This window comes from Deinococcus sp. YIM 134068 (assembly GCF_036543075.1).
GTDB lineage: Bacteria > Deinococcota > Deinococci > Deinococcales > Deinococcaceae > Deinococcus > Deinococcus lichenicola.
Genome location: NZ_JAZHPF010000017.1, coordinates 33451 through 50682 on the forward strand (window position 1 = coordinate 33451; position 17232 = coordinate 50682).

A 17232-nucleotide genomic window follows, 5' to 3' on the forward strand; every position below is an offset into this window, starting at 1 on the left:
ACAGAAAAGAGAGGCTTTGAAGATTTTCGAGACTGCTCTCGTCGAAACTCAAATATATATATCGCGTTTGAAGAGGCTATCTGGAGAGTCGGATCACATGAATTCTGATTTAGTTCACAGAGACAGGCAAGTAGAAGAGGACTTGGTGCGACTCTGGCGGCAAGCATCCCTTTCTTGTTTAGCTATTGACAACGTTTTACAACGCATCGCCTATTCAAAAAGCGAGTTTTGGCTGAGTAGAGAGAATTGGACGAGGGAGGGGGTTGAGCGTGCAGGTATATCTATAGAGGATGCACGAGGAGAGATTAGAAGACTCGCCGCCGAATTAAAGTAGAGATGTGACCTCCCCATTAGGTCCTGCCACAAAGCTAGGGGAAAGGGAAGAGGCCCACCTAAACCCCTCCCCCTTCCTTTCTCCTTCACTGACGGCTGACCCCTCCCCTACGCCCCGAACTTCTGCAACTTCAGCGCATTCGCCATCAGCAGCGGCATGATGTCGGTGCCCCGGCGCAGGCCCAGGCTGCCCTTCCCCGCCTCCTCCTCGGTGTAGCGCATGGCGAGGTCCTTGCGGCCATAGTCGCTGTGAATCAGGAGGGGGACCGGGTGCCAGGAGTGGCTCTTGAGCTTGCTCGGCGTGGAGTGGTCGCCCACGATGCAGATCACGTCGGGCTTGAGGGCGAGCAGAGAGGGCAGAAGCTCGTCGAACAGCTCGATCTTGTGGACCTTCTCGGCGAAATCGCCGTCCTCGCCCGTGGAGTCGGTCTTCTTGACGTGCCAGTAGAAGAAGTCGTACTTGGCCCAGTTCTCGGTCAGGGCGGCGACCTTACCCTCCAGCGCGTCCTCCTCGCCCGCGACGGGGAGGATGTCCATGCCCACGAGGCTGGCGAGGCCCCGGTACATCGGGTAGGAGGCGACGCACGCCGCGCGCAGGCCGTAGATGTTGGCGAAGGAGGGGAAGTGCGGCACGTCGCTGTAGCCCCGGAACAGCACCCCGTTGACCTGGGCTTCGTCCGCCAGCACCGCCTCCGCCCGCGTCACGAAGGTGTTCACGAGTTCGGCGGTGAGGGTGCTCAGCGTGTCCTGCGCGACGGCGAGCATGGGCTGTACGCCCGTCACCTGCGGGTCCACGTCGCTGATGTTCGCGCCCAATCCCTGCCCGGCCTCGTCCAGCCCGCCCGAGCGGAAGACGACGACGAAGCGGTGTTCGCTCTCGGTATAAATCTCCACGGGTGTCCCGTTGATCTCGGGAATGGCGGCGCGCAACTTCGCCACGACCTCGGCGTTCTTCTCGTTGCTGGGGCGACCCGCGCGGCGGTCCTCGATGACGCGGCTCTGCCCCAGGGTGGCGAAGTTGCCGCGTACGGCCACGTCCCCGGCCTGAAGCCGGACGCCGATGCCGACCGCCGAGAGTGCCCCGCGCCCCACCACGTACTTCAGGGGGTCGTACCCGAAGAGGCTGAGGTGCCCCGGCCCACTTCCCGGCGTGATGCCCGCGCCGACGAGTTCGATCTGACCGAGTTGCGCCTCCCGCGCGAGCGCATCGAGGTTGGGCGTCTGCGCGCTGGCGAGTTCGGTCTCCCCGTTCGCGGTGAGGGGCAGACCGCCCACCCCGTCGAGGACCACCATCAGAATCTTGCTGTCGGTCTTCTTGGCGAGGGGGCGGATGGTGTCGATCAGGTCGCTCATGGGGCCACTGTAACCCGGAGAACAGGCTGGGAGCGGGGGTGGCATAGGGAGCGGAGGCAGGAAAAAAGGCCACCCCACGGTGGAGGTGGCCCCTCTCGTGGACGGCTCAGCGCCCGTCGATGCGCCCGTCGGCGGCGTCCACCGCCATGTCGTCGATCTGGTGGGTGACGCGCTCGGCCTCGGCCTCGGCCTGCGTGTCCGTCATCGCGGGCGTGCGGGTAGCGAGGTACGACCCAATAATGGCGATGGCGGCCATGACGCCCCAGAACAGGGGGCTGGGAATGTGCAGGGCGGGCACCGCCGGGTAGATCTCGTGCGCGGCCTCCAGCGTCTCCACGCCCAGCTTCACGGCAATCCAGCCCACGAGCGCATAGGCCACGTTGTCGAACGCCGGGTACTTGTTCAGCAGGCGCAGGAAGATCGTCGCCGCGAAGCGCATCAGGATCAGGCCCACGATGCCGCCGAGGACCACGATGGTCAGGCCCTGCTCACGGGGCATTCCGCGCGGAATGAGCGCCACGCCCGCCAGGATGGAGTCCACGGAGAAGGCGAGATCGGTGAGGTTGAGCAGCACGACGGTGGCCCAAAAGCCGCGCCCACGGGCCTTTTGCGCGCCCTCCTCCTCGGAGGTCTTGTGCTTGACGAAGTGGCTGATGGCGAGGTAGGCGAGGTAGGCGGCCCCGAAGGCCCGCAGCCACCAGTATTCGAGGATATAGGAGGCGAGCAGCACGCCCAGGATGCGGAGGACGACCGCGCCGCCGATGCCGTAGGCGAGGGCCTTGCGTTGCAGGTCCCCGGCGAGGTGCCGCACCATCACGGCGAGGACGAGGGCGTTGTCCGCCGAGAGCAGGCCCTCCAGCAGCACGAGGGTGCCGATGATCGCCCAGGTCTCGGCGTTGAGCGGGGGCATTTCGAGTCCGAACATAATCACGGCAGTCTACCCGCCCGCCCCGGTAGATGTGGGGCGTACGGAACACACGGAATGCAACAGGACGTGGGCCGTGCGCCCGTCACCTCACGATCTGCCCTACCTCGTCCAACACAGGGTAAGCCTCACCGCGCTCCCGGTAGCCCGGCGCGAGGTCGGGGTACGCCCACTCGAAGGCGAGGCGGTCCAGCTCGGCGGGCGCGAGTTGCGGCGTCTCGTACATCCCCGCCGCGAGACGCTGGCGCTGCGCCTCGAAGAGGATGGTGGCGGCGGCGACCGAGACGTTGAGGCTCTGCACCATGCCGAACATGGGGATGACGATGTTCATGTCGGCGACTCCGGCGGCCTCGTCGGATACGCCCCACTTCTCGGCCCCGAGGAGCACGCAGGTCGGGCGGGTGTAGTCGGGTTCGCGGTAGTCCACGCTGCGCTGGGAGAGGTGGGTGGCGAGAACCTGCACACCTCCGGCCTGGAGATGGCGCACGGCGCTCACGGCGTCCGCGTGCGTCTGCACCGCCACCCACTTATGGGCGCTGCCGCTCGTGGCGTCGTAGGTGGGAAGCGCTCCGCTCTTCGGGGGGACGGCGTGGGCGGTCAGCACACCCACCGCGTCGCAGGTTCGCAGGATGGCGCTGAAGTTGTGGGGCTTGTTCACCTCGTCCATCAGCACGCTAAGGCTGGGCTGACGCCTCCCCAGCACGCGGCGAATCTTCTCGTACCGTTCGGGCGTCATCGGGGGCAGGGTAGCGCAGATGGGCAGGTCTTCCATCCCACCCTGAACCGCGCCTCAGCACCCGTCAGACGGCGCGTGCTAGCACTACGGATATGAGGTTCGCCGTCCCCCTGATGCTCGCCCTGTGCTCTTCGCCCGCCCTCGCCGCGCCGAACGTGGAACAGGCCGGGACACGGACGGCACAGGCCCTCAACGGCGTGCTGCGGAACTGCCCGGCGAGTTTCGCGGGCATCGGCACCACCGACAAGAAGTGCGTCGGCGTGAGCGGCACGGTGGAAGCGGTCCGGGTGCGGCTCGGCGAGGCAGTGGGGGACGACCTCTACGGCGTGTGGCGCAGCCGCGACGAGCAGCGCAGCGTCTACAACTGGCTGCGGACCCCCGGCGGTTACGTCTACATCCGCCTCCAGCCCGACCCCGATGGACGCGCGCAGACGCTGGTGTACCTGGACACCCCGCCGGGAAGCACGCCCGCCACCCCCGCCGCCCGCACACCCACCCCAACCCCCGTGCCCAACGTCACCGTCACGCGACCGACCCCGGCCCCCGCGCCGACCACGCCCGCCCGCCCGGCTCCCCAGGCGCGGACACAGCCAGCGACGCCCACCGCCACCACTCCCGCGCCGTCCTCGCGTGACCTCTCCTCCGTGCCCTTCCGCCGTACGCTCCAGCTTCAGGCCCAGCGATTGAGCGGCACCGACGTGGAGGCCCTGCAAAACCGCCTGATCGCCCTGACGCGCCCCAGCGGCGGCGGACGCGGCGACGGCTGGTACGGCCCGATCACCGCCGCCACCGTCCGCGCCTTCCAGGCGGCCAACGGGTTGCCCGTCACGGGCCGCGTGGACCGCGCCACCTGGGACGCCCTCTTCAGCGAGAACGCCCGGACCTTCGCCGCCAGCACGATTCGCTGAGGGGCAGCTTGACCTGACCCTGCCACGCAAAAGCCCCGCTCCATCACTTCTGGGCGGGGCTTTCAGCGGGGTTGCTCTGCCTCGGCTCACGCCTTGCTGAGGGCATCTTCCTTGTGGGCCGCCCGCCGCCCGTCCGCCAGCTCAAACGATGTAGCGCGGGTCGTCCCGGCTGGCGCGGTAGTGGAAGCCCTTCTCCTCGCCGTCCTCATGGGCCACCTTCACGACTTTGCCCTCGGCCTCGCCACCGTGGCTCGACCACTTCACCCGGTCCCCGACCTTGAAAGCCATGTCACGCGCCTCAATCGGGCTGGGTCGTGGGAAGCTTGGGACCCTGCGCGTCCTCACCCTCGACATGCTCGAACACGTACTCGTCGGACGGGTCGGCCCCGGCCACCTCGCTGGCCCCGCGACCGGGACGGGCACCCAGTTGCGCCATCTGCCCGTCGGTCATCTCGGTGCCCTCGGCGGTCACGTCGCCGCCCTCGGCCCGCTGCTTCTGTCCCCGTTGTCCGTCGTCTCTCGCGTCGTTCGTCATGGGTTCAACCTCCGTCCGTGTCTTGGTCCTGACGGCTCAGCTCTTGCCGCCGCTGCCCGTCTGCCCACCGCCGCTGCTCTTGCCGCCTCCACCCGCGCCGCTCTCGCTGCCGTTGCGGCGACCGTCGCCGTTCTTCTCGTCGGCGCTCGGCTTATTGCTGCCCGGCTCGCGGCTATGGTCGCGGTCGCCCTCGTTGTACTTGTCCTTGTGGCTCATGCGGGCAGGATGCACCCCCAGCCCCGGCGCGGGGTGAGCCGAGGGTCAAGGTTGCCTCGGAGATGAAGAGACCTGCGACGCACAGGGGCGGCAGAACGCTCCAGTGTCCCGGACACCCAGGTCAACGCAACCCAAATACTGTGATGCAGGCGCTTGCCACGGTCGTGTAGCTGCCCTGCGCCTTCGGCTGGTCCTGCATCTCCAACAGGTACGTGTGGTTGGGCGTCGCTTGCGACGTGTACTGACGGCTCAGCCACTGCCCGTCCTGCCAGGGAAACGGCACCTGAAGTCCGGCGTTCGTGTAGTCCAGCATCAGACGCTCATGGCTCGCCGTGCTTCTCGTGCGGAAGCTGAACGTCCTGATGTACTTGAACTTGGAACTGGCCTTCTGCGGATGCGAGATGCTGGCCGCCGCCGCTGCCCGCTGCCTGCAAAAGCCGTTGTCCTCCAGAGTCCAGTCGCGTTTGACCGCCAGGCCACTCACGAGACTGCCCGGAGTGTGACCGTTGGCGACCGGAAGAGCCGGAGTGGCGAGGGCGGACGAGGCAAGGACGAGGGGAATGAGAAAACGCACGACCTCTTGTAGCACGCGCCTCCGCACTGTTTAGGCGCATATCCTCGCCTCCCCCCATCTTCCCCATCAGGTTAAGAAGAGCGGCAGGACGCAGGTTGAATACGCTGCATCCTGCCGCCTTGTTTCTGGTGCACTCGACTGGAATCGAACCAGTGGCCTAGGGCTTAGGAGTCCCCCGCTCTATCCGACTGAGCTACGAGTGCCCGCGTATCGCAGGCGGGAGTATAGCAGGGGCGGGGGCGGGGAGGCTCCGAACGTCCCCCCGCCCCCACCTGTGCCCGCTCAGCGGTTCACGATGTGGATGGCCTGCTTGTGGACCGACTCGGCGGCCTCCAGGATCGTCTCGCCCAGGGTGGGGTGGGCGTGGATCGTCAGGGCGATGTCGGTGGCGGTCGCACCCATCTCCAGCGCGAGGCTGGCCTCCCCCAGCATATCGCTGGCGTGCGCGGCGACGATGTGGACGCCGAGCAACAGGTCGGTGTCGTGGTCCACGACCATCTTCACGAAGCCGTCGGTCTGCTGCAAGGTCATCGCGCGGCCCGAGGCGCTGAGGGGAAAGACGCCCGTGCGAACGTCGTAGCCCTTGTCGCGGGCCTCCTGCTCGGTCAGGCCGACCCAGGCGAGTTCGGGGGAGGTGTACACGACGCCGGGGATGGCGACGGCGTCCTGCGCGGCGGGCTTCCCGGCGATGACCTCGGCGGCGACCAATCCCTCCTTCATCGCCTTGTGGGCGAGCATGGGGTTACTTGCCACGTCCCCGATGGCGAAGATGTGGGGCACGTTGGTGCGCTGCTGCTCGTCGGCGGGGACAAAGCCCCGGTCGGTGCGTGCCACGCCCGCCGCCTCCACGTTCAGGCCGTCGGTGCGCGGGCGGCGGCCCACGGCGACGAGCACCCGGTCGAAGACCTCGGTGCGCTTCTCGCCCGTCTTCACGTTCTCGATCTCGACGTGAACGCCGTCGGCCTTCTTCACGGCGGAGTTGGCCTTCGCCTGCGTCTCGAACTCGATGCCCTGCTTCTTCATCGACTTGCCGAACTCCTTCACCGCGTCGGCGTCCGCGCCGGGGATGATGGTCGGCAGGAACTCGATGATCTTGACCTTCGCGCCGAGGTTGTTGTAGATGTGCGAGAACTCGAAGGAGATGACGCCGCCGCCCACGCACAGCATCCGCGCGGGCACGGGGTCGGGCACCGTCAGGGCACCCGTGGAGTCCACGATGCTCTGCTGGTCCACCTCCAGCCCAGGAATGCGGGCGGGTTCGCTGCCCGTGGCGATGATGACGTTGGCCGCCGTGTAGGTCTGCTCGCCCACCCGGACGGTGTGGTCGTCCACGAAGCTCGCCTGCCCGACGAGGTACGTGACCTTGTTGGCCTTGAAGAGGCCGCTCACGCCACCCGTGAGCTTCTTGACGATGCTGTCCTTCCAGCCGTTGAGCTTCGCCACGTCCAGCTTCTGCTCGCCGAAGGTCAGCCCGAACTCGGAGGCGTGGCGTGCGGCGGCCATCTGCTCGCCCGCGTGCAGCAGGGCTTTGGTGGGGATGCAGCCCACGTTCAGGCACACGCCGCCCACCGCCTCGCGGTCGGCACAGGCGACCTTCAGGCCGAGCTGGGCGGCGCGGATGGCCGCGTGATAACCGCCGGGACCCGCGCCGATCACGAGCACGTCGAAATCGTAATTCTTTGTCATGCGGGCAGTCTAATGGGTGCGCCGGGAGCCATCAGTCACCTGCGTCCGGAGTCGTGAAGGGTTCATTCACACCTGAAAGTGGTAGGTGCGGCTCAATTTCGAGGAAGTCGGAAACCACCCGGTTGAGGCTCCACCAGCCCGCCGGAGTGGCGCGCAGCCGTATGCCGTCCACCTCCAGCAGACCCCGGCGCACGTTCGCGGCGATAGGGTTGGCGTAAACGGTGGATACGTCCAGCCCCGAGCGGCGCAACACGTCGGACAGGTCCACCCCCTCCCGCAGCCGCAGGCCCATGAACAGCGCGTCGGTGACGAACTCGGCGGCGTCCACGTCCTGCCCCTCGCCCTGTGCCCCGGCGAGCCAGTCGTGGAGGTGGGGGTTGGTGCGGCGGTGGGTGAGGGGAGTCGAGAGGTCGAGAGGTCGGGAGGTCGAGGGGAGTTCCTGCTCGACTCCTCGACGCCCCGACTCCTCGACTCGCCCGACCACCGGATAATGCCCCGCCGCCCCCGGCCCCAACCCCAGGTACAGCCGGTTGTTCCAGTAGGCGAGGTTGTGGCGCGACTCCTCGCCGGGGCGGGCGTAATTGCTCACCTCATAGCGGGTGAAGCCGAGGCCGCCCAGCAGCGCCTCCGTCCGCTCGAAGCCCGCGCGCTCGTCGTCCTCCTCCACCGTCACGCCCCGGCGGGCGAACTCGGTACCCGGCTCAATGGTGAGGGTGTACGCGCTGACGTGTCCCACGCCGAGGTCCACCAGACCGCGCACGTCGGCCTCCAGCGGTTGCCCCGGCACGGCGGTGATGAGGTCGCCGCTGACCCGGAAGCCCGCGCCGACCAGGGTGGTGACGGCCTCGCGGGCCTGCGCGGCGTCGTGCTGGCGGCCCAGGAATTTCAGCGTCGCGTCGTCGAGACTCTGCACACCCACGGAGGCGCGGTCGAATCCGAGTGAGCGCCAGTGGGCCGCCCGCTCCGGGGACACTGTGCCGGGGTTGACCTCCAACGTGTTCTCCACGCCACCCCAGCCCAGGTGACGGCGAACGCTGCCCACGAGGGCCGCCAGCTCAGCATCTCGCAGGAAGCTCGGGGTGCCGCCGCCCAGGTACACCGTCTCCAGGTCCACCGCGTACTCCGCCGCCAGCCGCGCCGCCTCGGCCTCGATACCTTCCAGATACCGCTCCACCAGCCCCGCCCGCCGCGTCAGAACGTGAAAATCGCAGTAGGGGCAGATGCTCGGGCAGAAGGGCACGTGGACGTAGAGGTGTCGCACGGTGGGGTCGGGGGCGGGCGCGGTCACGGGGCGAGTGTAGGGGGAAGAGGAGGATTGGGCGCGGTAGGCCGTCTCTTTTGGCTTACCGACCGTGTGGGGTCGCGTCCATCCAGGCTTCGAGGGCGGCTCGAACCCTCTCGGGCGTCGTGACGACCACCGGGAGGCCGAGGGAGGCGACGGCGCTCGCAGCCCCGCTCTCGCCCTCGTCGTCGGAACCGGGCAGGGCCGAGCGCCAGGCGGGGAACTCGCCCCCCTCGCGGTAGGGCACGCCGTCCGGTGGTTCGATGACCTGCTCTCCCACGGTCACGACAGGACCGGAGGCGAGGGCACGCGGCGCGACGACGAGAACCCCACGCGGCCCCAGCTCACGCACGGCGGCGAGGAGTGGAGTCAGACCCTCGTGGACGAGGAGGTCGGCTCGGCCTTTGCCGTCCACCGCCTCCAATTGAGTAGGAACTTCCGAGGCCAGATCGGGCGGCGCGGCCACGAGCCAGCGGTGCCCGCCCGCGCGGCCCTCGAAGCTTGCGCGAGCCGAGCCGTAGATGTCCGTCCAGGTGCCCGTGTGCTGCATCGGGCATCAGGATAGCGGCCCCGTGTGGGACACTGCCCGCTATGACTGGCGACCCTCACCCCCTGGAGGCCATCCGCGCGCAGGCCGCCGTGATCTCGCCCGCGCGGATTCGCGCCGACTTGGACGAACAGGCTGCCGCCTACCACACCTGGCTGACCGCCGACGGCTGGGGTGCCGGGGCCGAGGACACCCTGCGGCGCGTGATCGGTATGGAGCGCAAGATGGGGATGGAAATGCGGATCGGTCTGGGCGATTACGCGGCGAAGGTGCCCCACCGCCTCACCGCACCGCTGGGCGAGATGACGTTGCCGGAACTGGTGGAGGAAGCCCGCGCCACGCGCATGCAAACGCTGGCGTTCGTGGACCGGGTGCTGGCGGCCCCGCCCGGTGTGCGGGTCTGGACCCTCGGCGAGGAGGTGGAGCCGGGCGTGTACCTCGTGGCGCTGCGCGAACGGCTGGAGCGGCTGGGGACGGTGGTGGAGGGGGCGCGGCTGGAGGGAGGATTGAGCGGTTGAGTCGCCACGTCGCCCCCTCACCCCGGCCCTCTCCCACGAGGGGAGAGGGAGAAAAAGAGCTGAGGCTTAAGCAGTGGCTTTCTAGCTCCTCCCCCTTGAGGGGGAGGCCGGGAGGGGGTGAACAGGCGTAGCCTCCCAGAAACGTGGTCCCAAAAACTCCTGTAGTTGTTCACGAAGTTTCGTCTACCACAAAGACTGACTCACCCCACCGACATCGCCACCCCCAGCGGCGACACCCTCAGCGGCAACGTCGGCGCGAGCCACACGCGGCCCGTGCCCCGGTAGACCTGCACGAAGCCCTCGCCCGTCTTGCCGCCGCCGAGCAGGCCCCGCGCACTGCGCTCCACGGCGAAACTCAGGCCGCCCGTGTACGCCACGACGAGGTTGCCGTCCACCTTCAGGGTCTCGCCGCGCAGGTCGAGGAACTGGAACTCGGCCTCGGGGACCGGGCTTTGCAGGGCGAAGACGCCCGTGCCGGAGAGTTTGGGCTGCACCCGGCCTTCCCCGCTGCCCAGCGCCGCCGTGAGGCCCGCGTTGACGTGGCGGCCCACCGTCACCTCGCCCGCACAGGCGACGAAGGCCCCGTCGTCCACGATCAGGTCCTCGCCGCGCAGCTCACCGAGGAGGAGGTGCAGCCGGGTCGGCTCGGTGTAGACGGTGCCCGCGCCCCGGTAGACGGTCTTGTACAGGCCCTCGCCCGTCGCCGCCGCCGTGACCGCCCCGCGCAGGAAGCCGCCCAGCCCGCCCCCGCCGCTCGCGCCACCGGACGTGCTCGCCTGCAACTCGATGTCGCCGCGCAGGTATTGCAGGGCACCGGGTTCGAGGACCGCCATCGCGCCGCCCGTGTGGACCGCGAGCTGCCGCCACGGGGACGGGCGCGAGAGGGGTTGATGGTAGCCCTCCAGCGCCCGCGTGGCGGGTTCAGCGGTGTGTTCGATGACTTCCAGGCGCGCCCCCGCGTGGGCGATCTCGCGGATCACGCCCGCCTTCCAGATGAATTCCATGCCCTACCTTACGCCGCGAGCGGGACCGTAGACGAGCCAGCGCGTCAGCCGTTCCAGCGGCCCACTTCCGAAGCGGCGCAGCACCCACGCGCTCAGCGGCAGTTGCGCGAGGCCGACCGCCAGCGCGAGCAGCACGGCAGGCGCGGCCCCCCACTCCCCGTACTGCGCGCCGCCGTAGGGGTAGAAAAGGGTCGTCATGATCAGGCTCTGCGCGATGTAGTTGCTCATGGCGACGCGCCCGCTGGCGGCGAAGGCGATCAGGACGCCCAGCCGTCCCCCGGCGGCGAGCAGCCCCAGCACGCCCACGTAGCCCAGCGCGGAGGCCAGCCCGCCCCCCATGCGAACCGGAATGGAGAGCAGCCCGGCGCTCAGCGTCCCCTGCGTGTTCATCCACGCGAGGAGGATGCCCAGCGGCAGCCCGATGCCCAGCCCGAAGACGGCGAGGCGGCGCAGCAGGGGCAAGTGCTCCTGCGGGCGGGTGAGCAGCCCCGTGCGCTGTGCGGCGGCCCCCAGCAGGAACAGGGCGATCAACCACGGTCCGTTGTAGACGCTCCCGTTGATGAGCGCGGGCAGGAAATCGGCGGCACGCTCGGCCACCGCGTCGCCGTAGGTCGTGCCGGGCGGAAGGATGGGCAGGCCGGAGAAGCGGGGCCGGGGGTCGCGGGCGAGCGCACCTAACCCCTCCAGCACCGTCGTCAGCAGCCACCACGCGCCGAGGCCACCCGCCAGCGCCACCAGCGTGCCCGTCGTCGCCCGCGCGGTGAGGAGCAGCGCCAGCGACAGCAGCGCGTAGTTGGAGATGATGTCGCCCGTCCACACGAGGACCGCGTGCGCCGTCCCGATGGCGAAGAGCACCACCAGCCGCCGCAACAGCCGCCCGGAGCCGTGCCGCGCGAGGAGGCCCGCCGCCCCCCACCCGAACAGCATGGCGAAGAGGCTGATCGCCCGCCCGTTCACGAACATGTCGGTCAGCGTCTGCACCGCCCCGTCCACGCCCCGCTGCTCCCACTCGCGGAAGCCCGCGAAGTTCTGCACGTTCACGATGAGGATGCCCAGCAGGGCCAGCCCCCGCAGCACGTCGGGCAGGGCCGAGCGTTCCCCACCGCCGACCGGGCGCGGCGGGCCGGACTCGGGGGCGGGCGTCGTGTCCGGCGGTGGGGCGAGGGTCATGCGGGCAGGCTAGCGCGCGGGGTATGAGTCTTTTTCAGGCCCCACCGCGTCCCCCTCCGTCCTCCGTGCGCGTCAAGCTCCTGAAGCACGGCGAGAGCCTGGCGAATGCCGGAGGAAAGCGTCGGCGCAGATAACTTCTGGTCGAGGCCTCTCCTGCCCCACGCTGAGAGAAAGGAGAGTGATGAAGGTGGCCCATCCCGCGTCCAGTCCGCCCTTCGCAGTCTTGGTGCGGGCAAGGCCGTTGATGTTGAGGTTTTCAGGGAGTCGTCATGGGACCTTCCCTTGAACCCCGGAGACCCCGCCTTCTGGCCCGCCTTCACACGCCTGAAGAAGCCCTTGAAGGACTTGTCCAGCCGCTCCACCACGTCCTGCAAGACCTGAGAGTGTACACCAGAGGCGAGTTCAGTTTGAAGTGCGTGTCGTGTGGAACGCTCTCCGGCCATGTGCATAGGGCGGCACGGCGAAGCCGAATTTTGGTGGCCCTGCGCCGCCCCTTCGGCGTCGAATTGCAACCCTGCTATCAGGCGGCGACCTATCTCCCCGCTTTGAATAGCGGTGGAGGACGCCACTCGCTCCGAGCGAGGCCAACGGGACTCGTCACCCTGGGCGCGAGCGTCGGGTCCCGGCGCTTGGGGACGCTTCGCCGACGCTCAGCATGACACCCTGAGCACGTGCGCGGGCCGTACCCGTCGTCCCCCGGCCTCCGCCTGGGGGCGAGCGAGCAGACGAGCAGAACAGCGTGGCTCCCCTCGTCGGGCCAATTCTCGGAAGCTCCGAGCTTTAAGCTGGAGCGCCCACCCCCTGCCGGTGGCTGGAAGCTGGCGGCTGGCGGCCCCCTTACAACGTGCAAATCCCCCGCCTCAGCAGCACCACGTTCAGATTGGGCAGGCGGCGCAACTCGGCGGCGTACCCGGCGCGGCGCGTTCCCGTCTCCCTTAGCAGGCGTCCACGCGCGTCGTACTCGGCGCTGAGGTTGTACAGCACGCCCACGGGGCCGGAGGCCTGGGCGGTGGCGAAACGCAGACGCCCGGTGGCGTCGTAGTAGCCGGTGAAGTGGAGGGTATTGTCGGGAATCCGGCGGGCATAGCGCACGATACGCGGCGTACCCAGCGCGTCGGCGAGGACGGACAGGCGCACCCGGCCCGAGCGGTCGCGGCAACTGGCCGAGACGCGCTGGGGGCGGAGCTGGCCCGCCCGCTCCAGCAGCCGCACCTGCGCCGTCTCCTGCGCGGCCTGCACGCGGGCCTGTTGCAGGGCGGTCGGTTGGCGGGACACCGCCTGGGCGTGACCTGACGGGGGGCCGCAGAGCAGACCGAAGGCGAGAAGCACAGCCGGGAGACGGTGGCTCATGCTCCGTTGTACAGGGCGGGCGTGAGGAGGCCGTGCCAGTTGTCTTCACTTCACCTCCCCGGCGGCGTTCAGGGCTTTCCCGGCGTCCCCTCCCGCCGTTCCCGCACCAGCCGCAGCACCTCGCGCGCCGAGGTCAGGATGGGTGTGCCCGGCCCGAAGATGCCCGCCACGCCCGCCGCCCGCAGCGCCGCGTAGTCCTGCTGGGGAATCACGCCGCCCGCGATCACGAGGATGTCGTCCGCGCCCTCGGCCCTCAGCGCGCCGACCAGCGCCGGAATGAGGGTTCCGTGCCCCGCCGCCTGGCTGCTCACGCCGACGACGTGAACGTCGTTCTCGACCGCCTGCCGCGCGGCCTCCTCGGGCGTCTGGAAGAGCGGCCCCACGTCCACGTCGAAGCCGAGGTCCGCGAAGGCCGTGGCGATGACCTTTGCCCCCCGGTCGTGGCCGTCCTGCCCCATCTTGACCACGAGCATGCGGGGGCGGCGGCCCTCGGCGGCGGCGAAGTCCTCGATCTCGCGCTGAAGGGCGGAGAAGCCCTCGTCCCCGGAGTAGCCCTGCGCGTACACGCCGCTGAGGGTGCGGACCTCGGCGCGGTGGCGGCCCCACACGCCCTCCAGCGCGGCGCTCACCTCGCCCACGGTGGCGCGGGCGCGCATGGCCTCGACGCTCAGGGCGAGGAGGTTTCCTGACTCCGTGCGGGCACATTCCGCGAGGGCGGCGAGCGTCCGGTCTACTTCCGCCCCATCCCGCGTCGCCCGCAGCGTCTCCAGCCGCCGAATCTGGCCCTCGCGGACGGAGGCGTTGTCGATGCTGAGCACGTCCACATGCGTCTCGGCCTCGGTGCGGTACTTGTTGACCCCCACGATCACGTCCTCGCCCCGGTCGATGCGCGCCTGCTTGCGGGCCGCCGACTCCTCGATCCTGAGCTTGGGCGTGCCCGACTCGACGGCCTTCGCCATGCCGCCCAGGGCCTCGACCTCGGCGATGAGCCTGCGGGCCTCCTCGGCCAGGTCGGCGGTCAGCCGCTCCATCAGGTACGAGCCGCCCCACGGGTCCACGACGTGCGGGATGCCCGTCTCCTCCTGAATCACAAGCTGCGTGTTGCGCGCGATGCGGGCGGAGAAGTCGGTCGGCAGGCCAATCGCCTCGTCGAAGGCGTTCGTGTGGAGGCTCTGGGTCCCGCCGAACACCGCCGCCATCGCCTCGATGGCCGTTCGGACGACGTTGTTGTAGGGGTCCTGCTCGGTCAGCGACCAGCCGGAGGTCTGGCAGTGGGTCCGCAGGGCGCGGCTCATCGGGTTTTTCGGTTTGAACTGTCCCATCAGCTCCGACCACAGCAGCCGGGCCGCCCGAAGTTTCGCCACCTCGGTGTAGAAGTTCATCCCGATGGCGAAGAAGAAGCTCAGCCGGGGGGCGAACTCGTCGATGTCGAGGCCTTTGGCAAGCGCGGCCCGCACGTACTCCAGCCCGTCCGCGAGCGTGTAGGCGAGTTCGAGCGCGGCGTTCGCCCCCGCCTCCTGCAAGTGATACCCGCTGATGGAGATGGAGTTGAAGCGCGGCATCTCCCGCGCCGTGAACTCGATGATGTCGGCGACGATCCGCATGGAGGGCGCGGGCGGGTAGATGTAGGTGTTCCGCACCATGAACTCTTTGAGGATGTCGTTCTGGATGGTGCCGGAGAGCTGGCCCAGCGTCGCGCCCTGCTCCTGCCCAGCCACGATGTACCCGGCGAGGACGGGCAGCACCGCCCCGTTCATCGTCATGGACACGGACATTTCGGAGAGGGGAATGCCGTCGAAGAGGACCTTCATGTCCTCCACCGAGTCAATTGCCACGCCCGCCTTGCCCACGTCGCCCACCACGCGCGGATGGTCGGAGTCGTAGCCCCGGTGGGTGGCGAGGTCGAAGGCGACCGACAGGCCCTTCTGCCCGGCGGCGAGGTTGCGGCGGTAGAAGGCGTTGCTCTCCTCGGCGGTGGAGAAGCCCGCGTACTGGCGGATGGTCCACGGGCGGGCGGCGTACATCGTGGCACGCGGGCCACGGGTGAAGGGCGGCAGGCCCGGCAATCCGGGGTCCAGCCCCTCCACGTCGGCGGCGGTGTACAGGGGCCGGAGCGTCAGCCCCTCGGGCGTGAGGCGGTTGAGGGTCTCCGGCTCCGCGCCGCGCAGGTCCTTGCGGGCGAGGGCCTTCCAGGCGTCCAGCGGCGAGGCAGCCGGAGCGGGGGCGTTCGGGTCTTGCGATGTGGTCATGGGGCCTCCGTGGGATTGCCGTCATGATGCCACGCTAGGAACTAACGGGCGTTTGGTGGGTGTGGGAGAGGGGTGGAGTTGGCCTGCCATTTCGTTTGAACGGTGCTGGGGAGTTGCGGTCGTCGTTGTCTGGGTTGCCAGGCCTGTTCACCCCCTCTGCTTCGCAGCTCCGCGAGTCCCGGCCTCCCCCCAAGGGGAAGAGTGAAAAGAGCCAGGGCTTAAGCAGCTTTTTGCTGACCGCTGAAAGCTGACGGCTGACCGCTCTCCACGAACCGCAACCCACGCCACAAAGCGGCGGCACTGTTAGAGTGGCCCCGTGACCCGCGTCAAACTCGCCCCCAGCCTGCTGTCCTGCGATTTCACGCGGCTCGGTGAGGAATTGCAGGCCATCGCCGGGGCCGACTCCGCCCATGTGGACGTGATGGACGGCATGTTCGTGCCCAACCTCTCCTTCGGGTTGCCCATCCTCGCCGCCGCGCGCCGGGCGACCAGCCTCTTTCTGGACGTTCACCTGATGGTCGAGCGGCCCGAACGTTACCTGCGCGACTTCGCGGAGGCGGGGGCCGACGGTCTGACCGTTCATGTGGAGGCGACGCCGCACGTCCACCGGGCCGTGGGGGCGATCCGCGAACTCGGCAGGCGGGCGGGCGTCACCCTCAACCCCGGCACGCCGCTGGAGGCGGTGCGGCCCGTCCTGGGGGACGTGGACCTCGTGCTGGTGATGAGCGTCAACCCCGGTTTCGGCGGGCAGCGGTTTCTCCCGGCGAGCGTGGAGCGGGTGCGGACCCTGCGGCGCTGGCTGGACGAGATCGGCAGCGCCGCCGACGTGCAGGTGGACGGCGGCGTGACGCCGGAGAACGCCCGAATGCTCGCCGATGCGGGCGCGACCGTCCTCGTGGCGGGCAGCAGCGTCTTCGGGCCGGACGGGGCGGCGGCGGGGCTGGCGCGGTTGCGGGAGGCGCTGGCGTGAGGAGGGAGCGGCCAGCCTCCAGCTTCCAGCCACCAGCAGAAGACCAGTTGGTTCGGCGGCGTTGGAGCCGGAGATCAAGAGACCCCTGGACCTCCGGGTGGTTTGCTGGCCGCTGGCCGCTGGCCGCTGGCCGCCCCCCCTCCCCGGTACCGCGATGAGACTGCGCGTCGACCTCCTCCCCCACGGCCACTACCCGGACGTGGTGCTCGTGGTGGACGTGCTGCGGGCCACGACGACCGCCGTGCAGTACTTGGAGCGGGGGGCGGAGGCGCTGCTCCTGACCGCCACGCCGGAGGTCGCTCTGAGTCTGCGCGAGGGGAGTTCCGACATTCTCCTCGGCGGGGAGCGGGGCGGGCTGCCTATCCCCGGCTTCGACTTCGGCAACAGCCCGGTGGAGGCCGCCGGACAGAACTTCACGGGCAAGACGGTGGTGATGAACACGACGAACGGCACCGGGGCCGCCTTCGCCGCCGCCGAAACGGGCAAACACGTGCTGCTGGCCGCTTTGGTCAACGCGCACGCCGCCGCCCGCCGCGCCCGGTCGCTCGCCACGGAGGAGATCGCCGTCGTGTGCGCGGGCACCGATACGCGGGTGGGGCTGGAGGACGTGTATACCGCCGGGGTCCTCGCCGAGTACCTGCTGGCGATGGGGGCTTTCTCCAGCGACGACGGCACCCGGATCGCCCTGACGGTGCGCCGCAACGCCGCCGATCCGGTCGAGACGCTCTCCAGCAGCGCGCACGGCCAGCACCTCGCGGACCTGGGGCTGGGGGGCGACGTGCGCCATGCCGCCCAGGTCAGCACGAGCACGCTGGTGCCCACGCTCGCGCCGGGCGGGGACACGCCGGGGGCGCTGCGGTTCGTGGCGGGGTGAGG

General features: G+C 69.2%; 18 protein-coding genes and 1 tRNA gene. 4 read left to right on the forward strand and 15 right to left on the reverse strand.

All coding sequences use genetic code 11. The annotated features are described in order from the left end of the window. Window positions 1-441: 441 nt before the first annotated feature. The 3 genes from V3W47_RS14790 to trmH all read right to left on the reverse strand — a co-directional run bounded on the left by V3W47_RS14790 (window position 442) and on the right by trmH (window position 3347). Complete coding sequence (locus V3W47_RS14790) at window positions 442-1686, reverse strand: 2,3-bisphosphoglycerate-independent phosphoglycerate mutase (protein WP_331825989.1); 1245 nt, start codon at window positions 1684-1686, stop codon at window positions 442-444. A 106-nt stretch (window positions 1687-1792) separates the two neighbouring features. Beyond that, the gene (locus V3W47_RS14795) at window positions 1793-2611 is read right to left on the reverse strand and encodes a TerC family protein (RefSeq protein WP_331825990.1); all 819 of its coding nucleotides are present in this window, start codon (window positions 2609-2611) and stop codon (window positions 1793-1795) included. 85 nt (window positions 2612-2696) lie between these two features. Further along, window positions 2697-3347, reverse strand: a complete 651-nt coding sequence (gene trmH / locus V3W47_RS14800; RefSeq protein ID WP_331825991.1) for a tRNA (guanosine(18)-2'-O)-methyltransferase TrmH — start codon at window positions 3345-3347, stop codon at window positions 2697-2699. Window positions 3348-3439: 92 nt separating this feature from the next. Between trmH and V3W47_RS14805 the strand changes: the two genes are divergently transcribed. Continuing rightward, window positions 3440-4255: a peptidoglycan-binding domain-containing protein gene (locus V3W47_RS14805; protein WP_331825992.1), complete on the forward strand. Its 816-nt coding sequence runs from the start codon at window positions 3440-3442 to the stop codon at window positions 4253-4255. A gap of 141 nt (window positions 4256-4396) precedes the next feature. Here the strand turns inward: V3W47_RS14805 and V3W47_RS14810 are convergent, their stop codons facing one another. The 8 genes from V3W47_RS14810 to V3W47_RS14845 all read right to left on the reverse strand — a co-directional run bounded on the left by V3W47_RS14810 (window position 4397) and on the right by V3W47_RS14845 (window position 9098). Continuing rightward, window positions 4397-4543, reverse strand: coding sequence for a hypervirulence associated TUDOR domain-containing protein (locus tag V3W47_RS14810; RefSeq protein ID WP_331825993.1), 147 nt, complete (start codon window positions 4541-4543; stop codon window positions 4397-4399). Between the two features lie 10 nt (window positions 4544-4553). After that, window positions 4554-4790: a hypothetical protein gene (locus tag V3W47_RS14815; protein ID WP_331825994.1), complete on the reverse strand. Its 237-nt coding sequence runs from the start codon at window positions 4788-4790 to the stop codon at window positions 4554-4556. A gap of 36 nt (window positions 4791-4826) precedes the next feature. Next, the gene (locus tag V3W47_RS14820) at window positions 4827-5006 is read right to left on the reverse strand and encodes a hypothetical protein (RefSeq protein ID WP_331825995.1); all 180 of its coding nucleotides are present in this window, start codon (window positions 5004-5006) and stop codon (window positions 4827-4829) included. 121 nt (window positions 5007-5127) lie between these two features. Further along, entirely contained in the window at window positions 5128-5595 is a 468-nt protein-coding gene (locus V3W47_RS14825; protein WP_331825996.1) for a hypothetical protein, read from the reverse strand. Window positions 5596-5706: 111 nt separating this feature from the next. Further along, window positions 5707-5783 (reverse strand) — tRNA-Arg (locus tag V3W47_RS14830). Between the two features lie 79 nt (window positions 5784-5862). After that, the gene (gene lpdA / locus V3W47_RS14835) at window positions 5863-7266 is read right to left on the reverse strand and encodes a dihydrolipoyl dehydrogenase (RefSeq protein ID WP_331825997.1); all 1404 of its coding nucleotides are present in this window, start codon (window positions 7264-7266) and stop codon (window positions 5863-5865) included. Window positions 7267-7297: 31 nt separating this feature from the next. Then, the gene (gene hemW, locus V3W47_RS14840) at window positions 7298-8554 is read right to left on the reverse strand and encodes a radical SAM family heme chaperone HemW (protein WP_331825998.1); all 1257 of its coding nucleotides are present in this window, start codon (window positions 8552-8554) and stop codon (window positions 7298-7300) included. A 55-nt stretch (window positions 8555-8609) separates the two neighbouring features. Then, the gene (locus V3W47_RS14845) at window positions 8610-9098 is read right to left on the reverse strand and encodes a hypothetical protein (RefSeq protein WP_331825999.1); all 489 of its coding nucleotides are present in this window, start codon (window positions 9096-9098) and stop codon (window positions 8610-8612) included. Window positions 9099-9139: 41 nt separating this feature from the next. Between V3W47_RS14845 and V3W47_RS14850 the strand changes: the two genes are divergently transcribed. Next, a complete protein-coding gene (locus V3W47_RS14850; RefSeq protein WP_331826000.1) occupies window positions 9140-9613 on the forward strand; it encodes a hypothetical protein in 474 nt (157 codons plus the stop codon). A gap of 200 nt (window positions 9614-9813) precedes the next feature. Here V3W47_RS14850 and V3W47_RS14855 read toward each other — a convergent pair whose 3' ends face one another. The 4 genes from V3W47_RS14855 to scpA all read right to left on the reverse strand — a co-directional run bounded on the left by V3W47_RS14855 (window position 9814) and on the right by scpA (window position 15386). Next, window positions 9814-10617, reverse strand: coding sequence for an AIM24 family protein (locus V3W47_RS14855; RefSeq protein ID WP_331826001.1), 804 nt, complete (start codon window positions 10615-10617; stop codon window positions 9814-9816). Between the two features lie 3 nt (window positions 10618-10620). Then, window positions 10621-11787 (reverse strand): DUF418 domain-containing protein, encoded by a 1167-nt coding sequence (locus tag V3W47_RS14860; RefSeq protein WP_331826002.1) that lies wholly within the window; start codon window positions 11785-11787, stop codon window positions 10621-10623. A gap of 837 nt (window positions 11788-12624) precedes the next feature. Continuing rightward, window positions 12625-13137 (reverse strand): hypothetical protein, encoded by a 513-nt coding sequence (locus V3W47_RS14865; RefSeq protein ID WP_331826003.1) that lies wholly within the window; start codon window positions 13135-13137, stop codon window positions 12625-12627. Between the two features lie 68 nt (window positions 13138-13205). Further along, entirely contained in the window at window positions 13206-15386 is a 2181-nt protein-coding gene (gene scpA / locus V3W47_RS14870; RefSeq protein ID WP_331826004.1) for a methylmalonyl-CoA mutase, read from the reverse strand. Between the two features lie 316 nt (window positions 15387-15702). On the opposite strand from scpA, the gene rpe reads away from it, so the two are divergent. Both rpe and V3W47_RS14880 read left to right on the forward strand, forming a co-directional pair. Next, window positions 15703-16356 (forward strand): ribulose-phosphate 3-epimerase, encoded by a 654-nt coding sequence (gene rpe, locus V3W47_RS14875; protein ID WP_331826005.1) that lies wholly within the window; start codon window positions 15703-15705, stop codon window positions 16354-16356. A 154-nt stretch (window positions 16357-16510) separates the two neighbouring features. Next, a complete protein-coding gene (locus V3W47_RS14880; RefSeq protein ID WP_331826006.1) occupies window positions 16511-17230 on the forward strand; it encodes a 2-phosphosulfolactate phosphatase in 720 nt (239 codons plus the stop codon). Window positions 17231-17232 lie beyond the last annotated feature (2 nt).

Coding starts and splice junctions, on each gene's coding strand:
- V3W47_RS14805 (WP_331825992.1), top strand. CDS start 3,440: ATGAGGTTCGCCGTCCCCCTGATGCTCGCCCTGTGCTCTTCGCCCGCC.
- V3W47_RS14820 (WP_331825995.1), bottom strand. CDS start 5,006: ATGAGCCACAAGGACAAGTACAACGAGGGCGACCGCGACCATAGCCGC.
- V3W47_RS14790 (WP_331825989.1), bottom strand. CDS start 1,686: ATGAGCGACCTGATCGACACCATCCGCCCCCTCGCCAAGAAGACCGAC.
- V3W47_RS14815 (WP_331825994.1), bottom strand. CDS start 4,790: ATGACGAACGACGCGAGAGACGACGGACAACGGGGACAGAAGCAGCGG.
- trmH (WP_331825991.1), bottom strand. CDS start 3,347: ATGACGCCCGAACGGTACGAGAAGATTCGCCGCGTGCTGGGGAGGCGT.
- lpdA (WP_331825997.1), bottom strand. CDS start 7,266: ATGACAAAGAATTACGATTTCGACGTGCTCGTGATCGGCGCGGGTCCC.
- scpA (WP_331826004.1), bottom strand. CDS start 15,386: ATGACCACATCGCAAGACCCGAACGCCCCCGCTCCGGCTGCCTCGCCG.
- V3W47_RS14865 (WP_331826003.1), bottom strand. CDS start 13,137: ATGAGCCACCGTCTCCCGGCTGTGCTTCTCGCCTTCGGTCTGCTCTGC.
- V3W47_RS14810 (WP_331825993.1), bottom strand. CDS start 4,543: ATGGCTTTCAAGGTCGGGGACCGGGTGAAGTGGTCGAGCCACGGTGGC.
- V3W47_RS14850 (WP_331826000.1), top strand. CDS start 9,140: ATGACTGGCGACCCTCACCCCCTGGAGGCCATCCGCGCGCAGGCCGCC.
- V3W47_RS14795 (WP_331825990.1), bottom strand. CDS start 2,611: ATGTTCGGACTCGAAATGCCCCCGCTCAACGCCGAGACCTGGGCGATC.
- V3W47_RS14880 (WP_331826006.1), top strand. CDS start 16,511: ATGAGACTGCGCGTCGACCTCCTCCCCCACGGCCACTACCCGGACGTG.
- V3W47_RS14855 (WP_331826001.1), bottom strand. CDS start 10,617: ATGGAATTCATCTGGAAGGCGGGCGTGATCCGCGAGATCGCCCACGCG.
- V3W47_RS14845 (WP_331825999.1), bottom strand. CDS start 9,098: ATGCAGCACACGGGCACCTGGACGGACATCTACGGCTCGGCTCGCGCA.
- V3W47_RS14860 (WP_331826002.1), bottom strand. CDS start 11,787: ATGACCCTCGCCCCACCGCCGGACACGACGCCCGCCCCCGAGTCCGGC.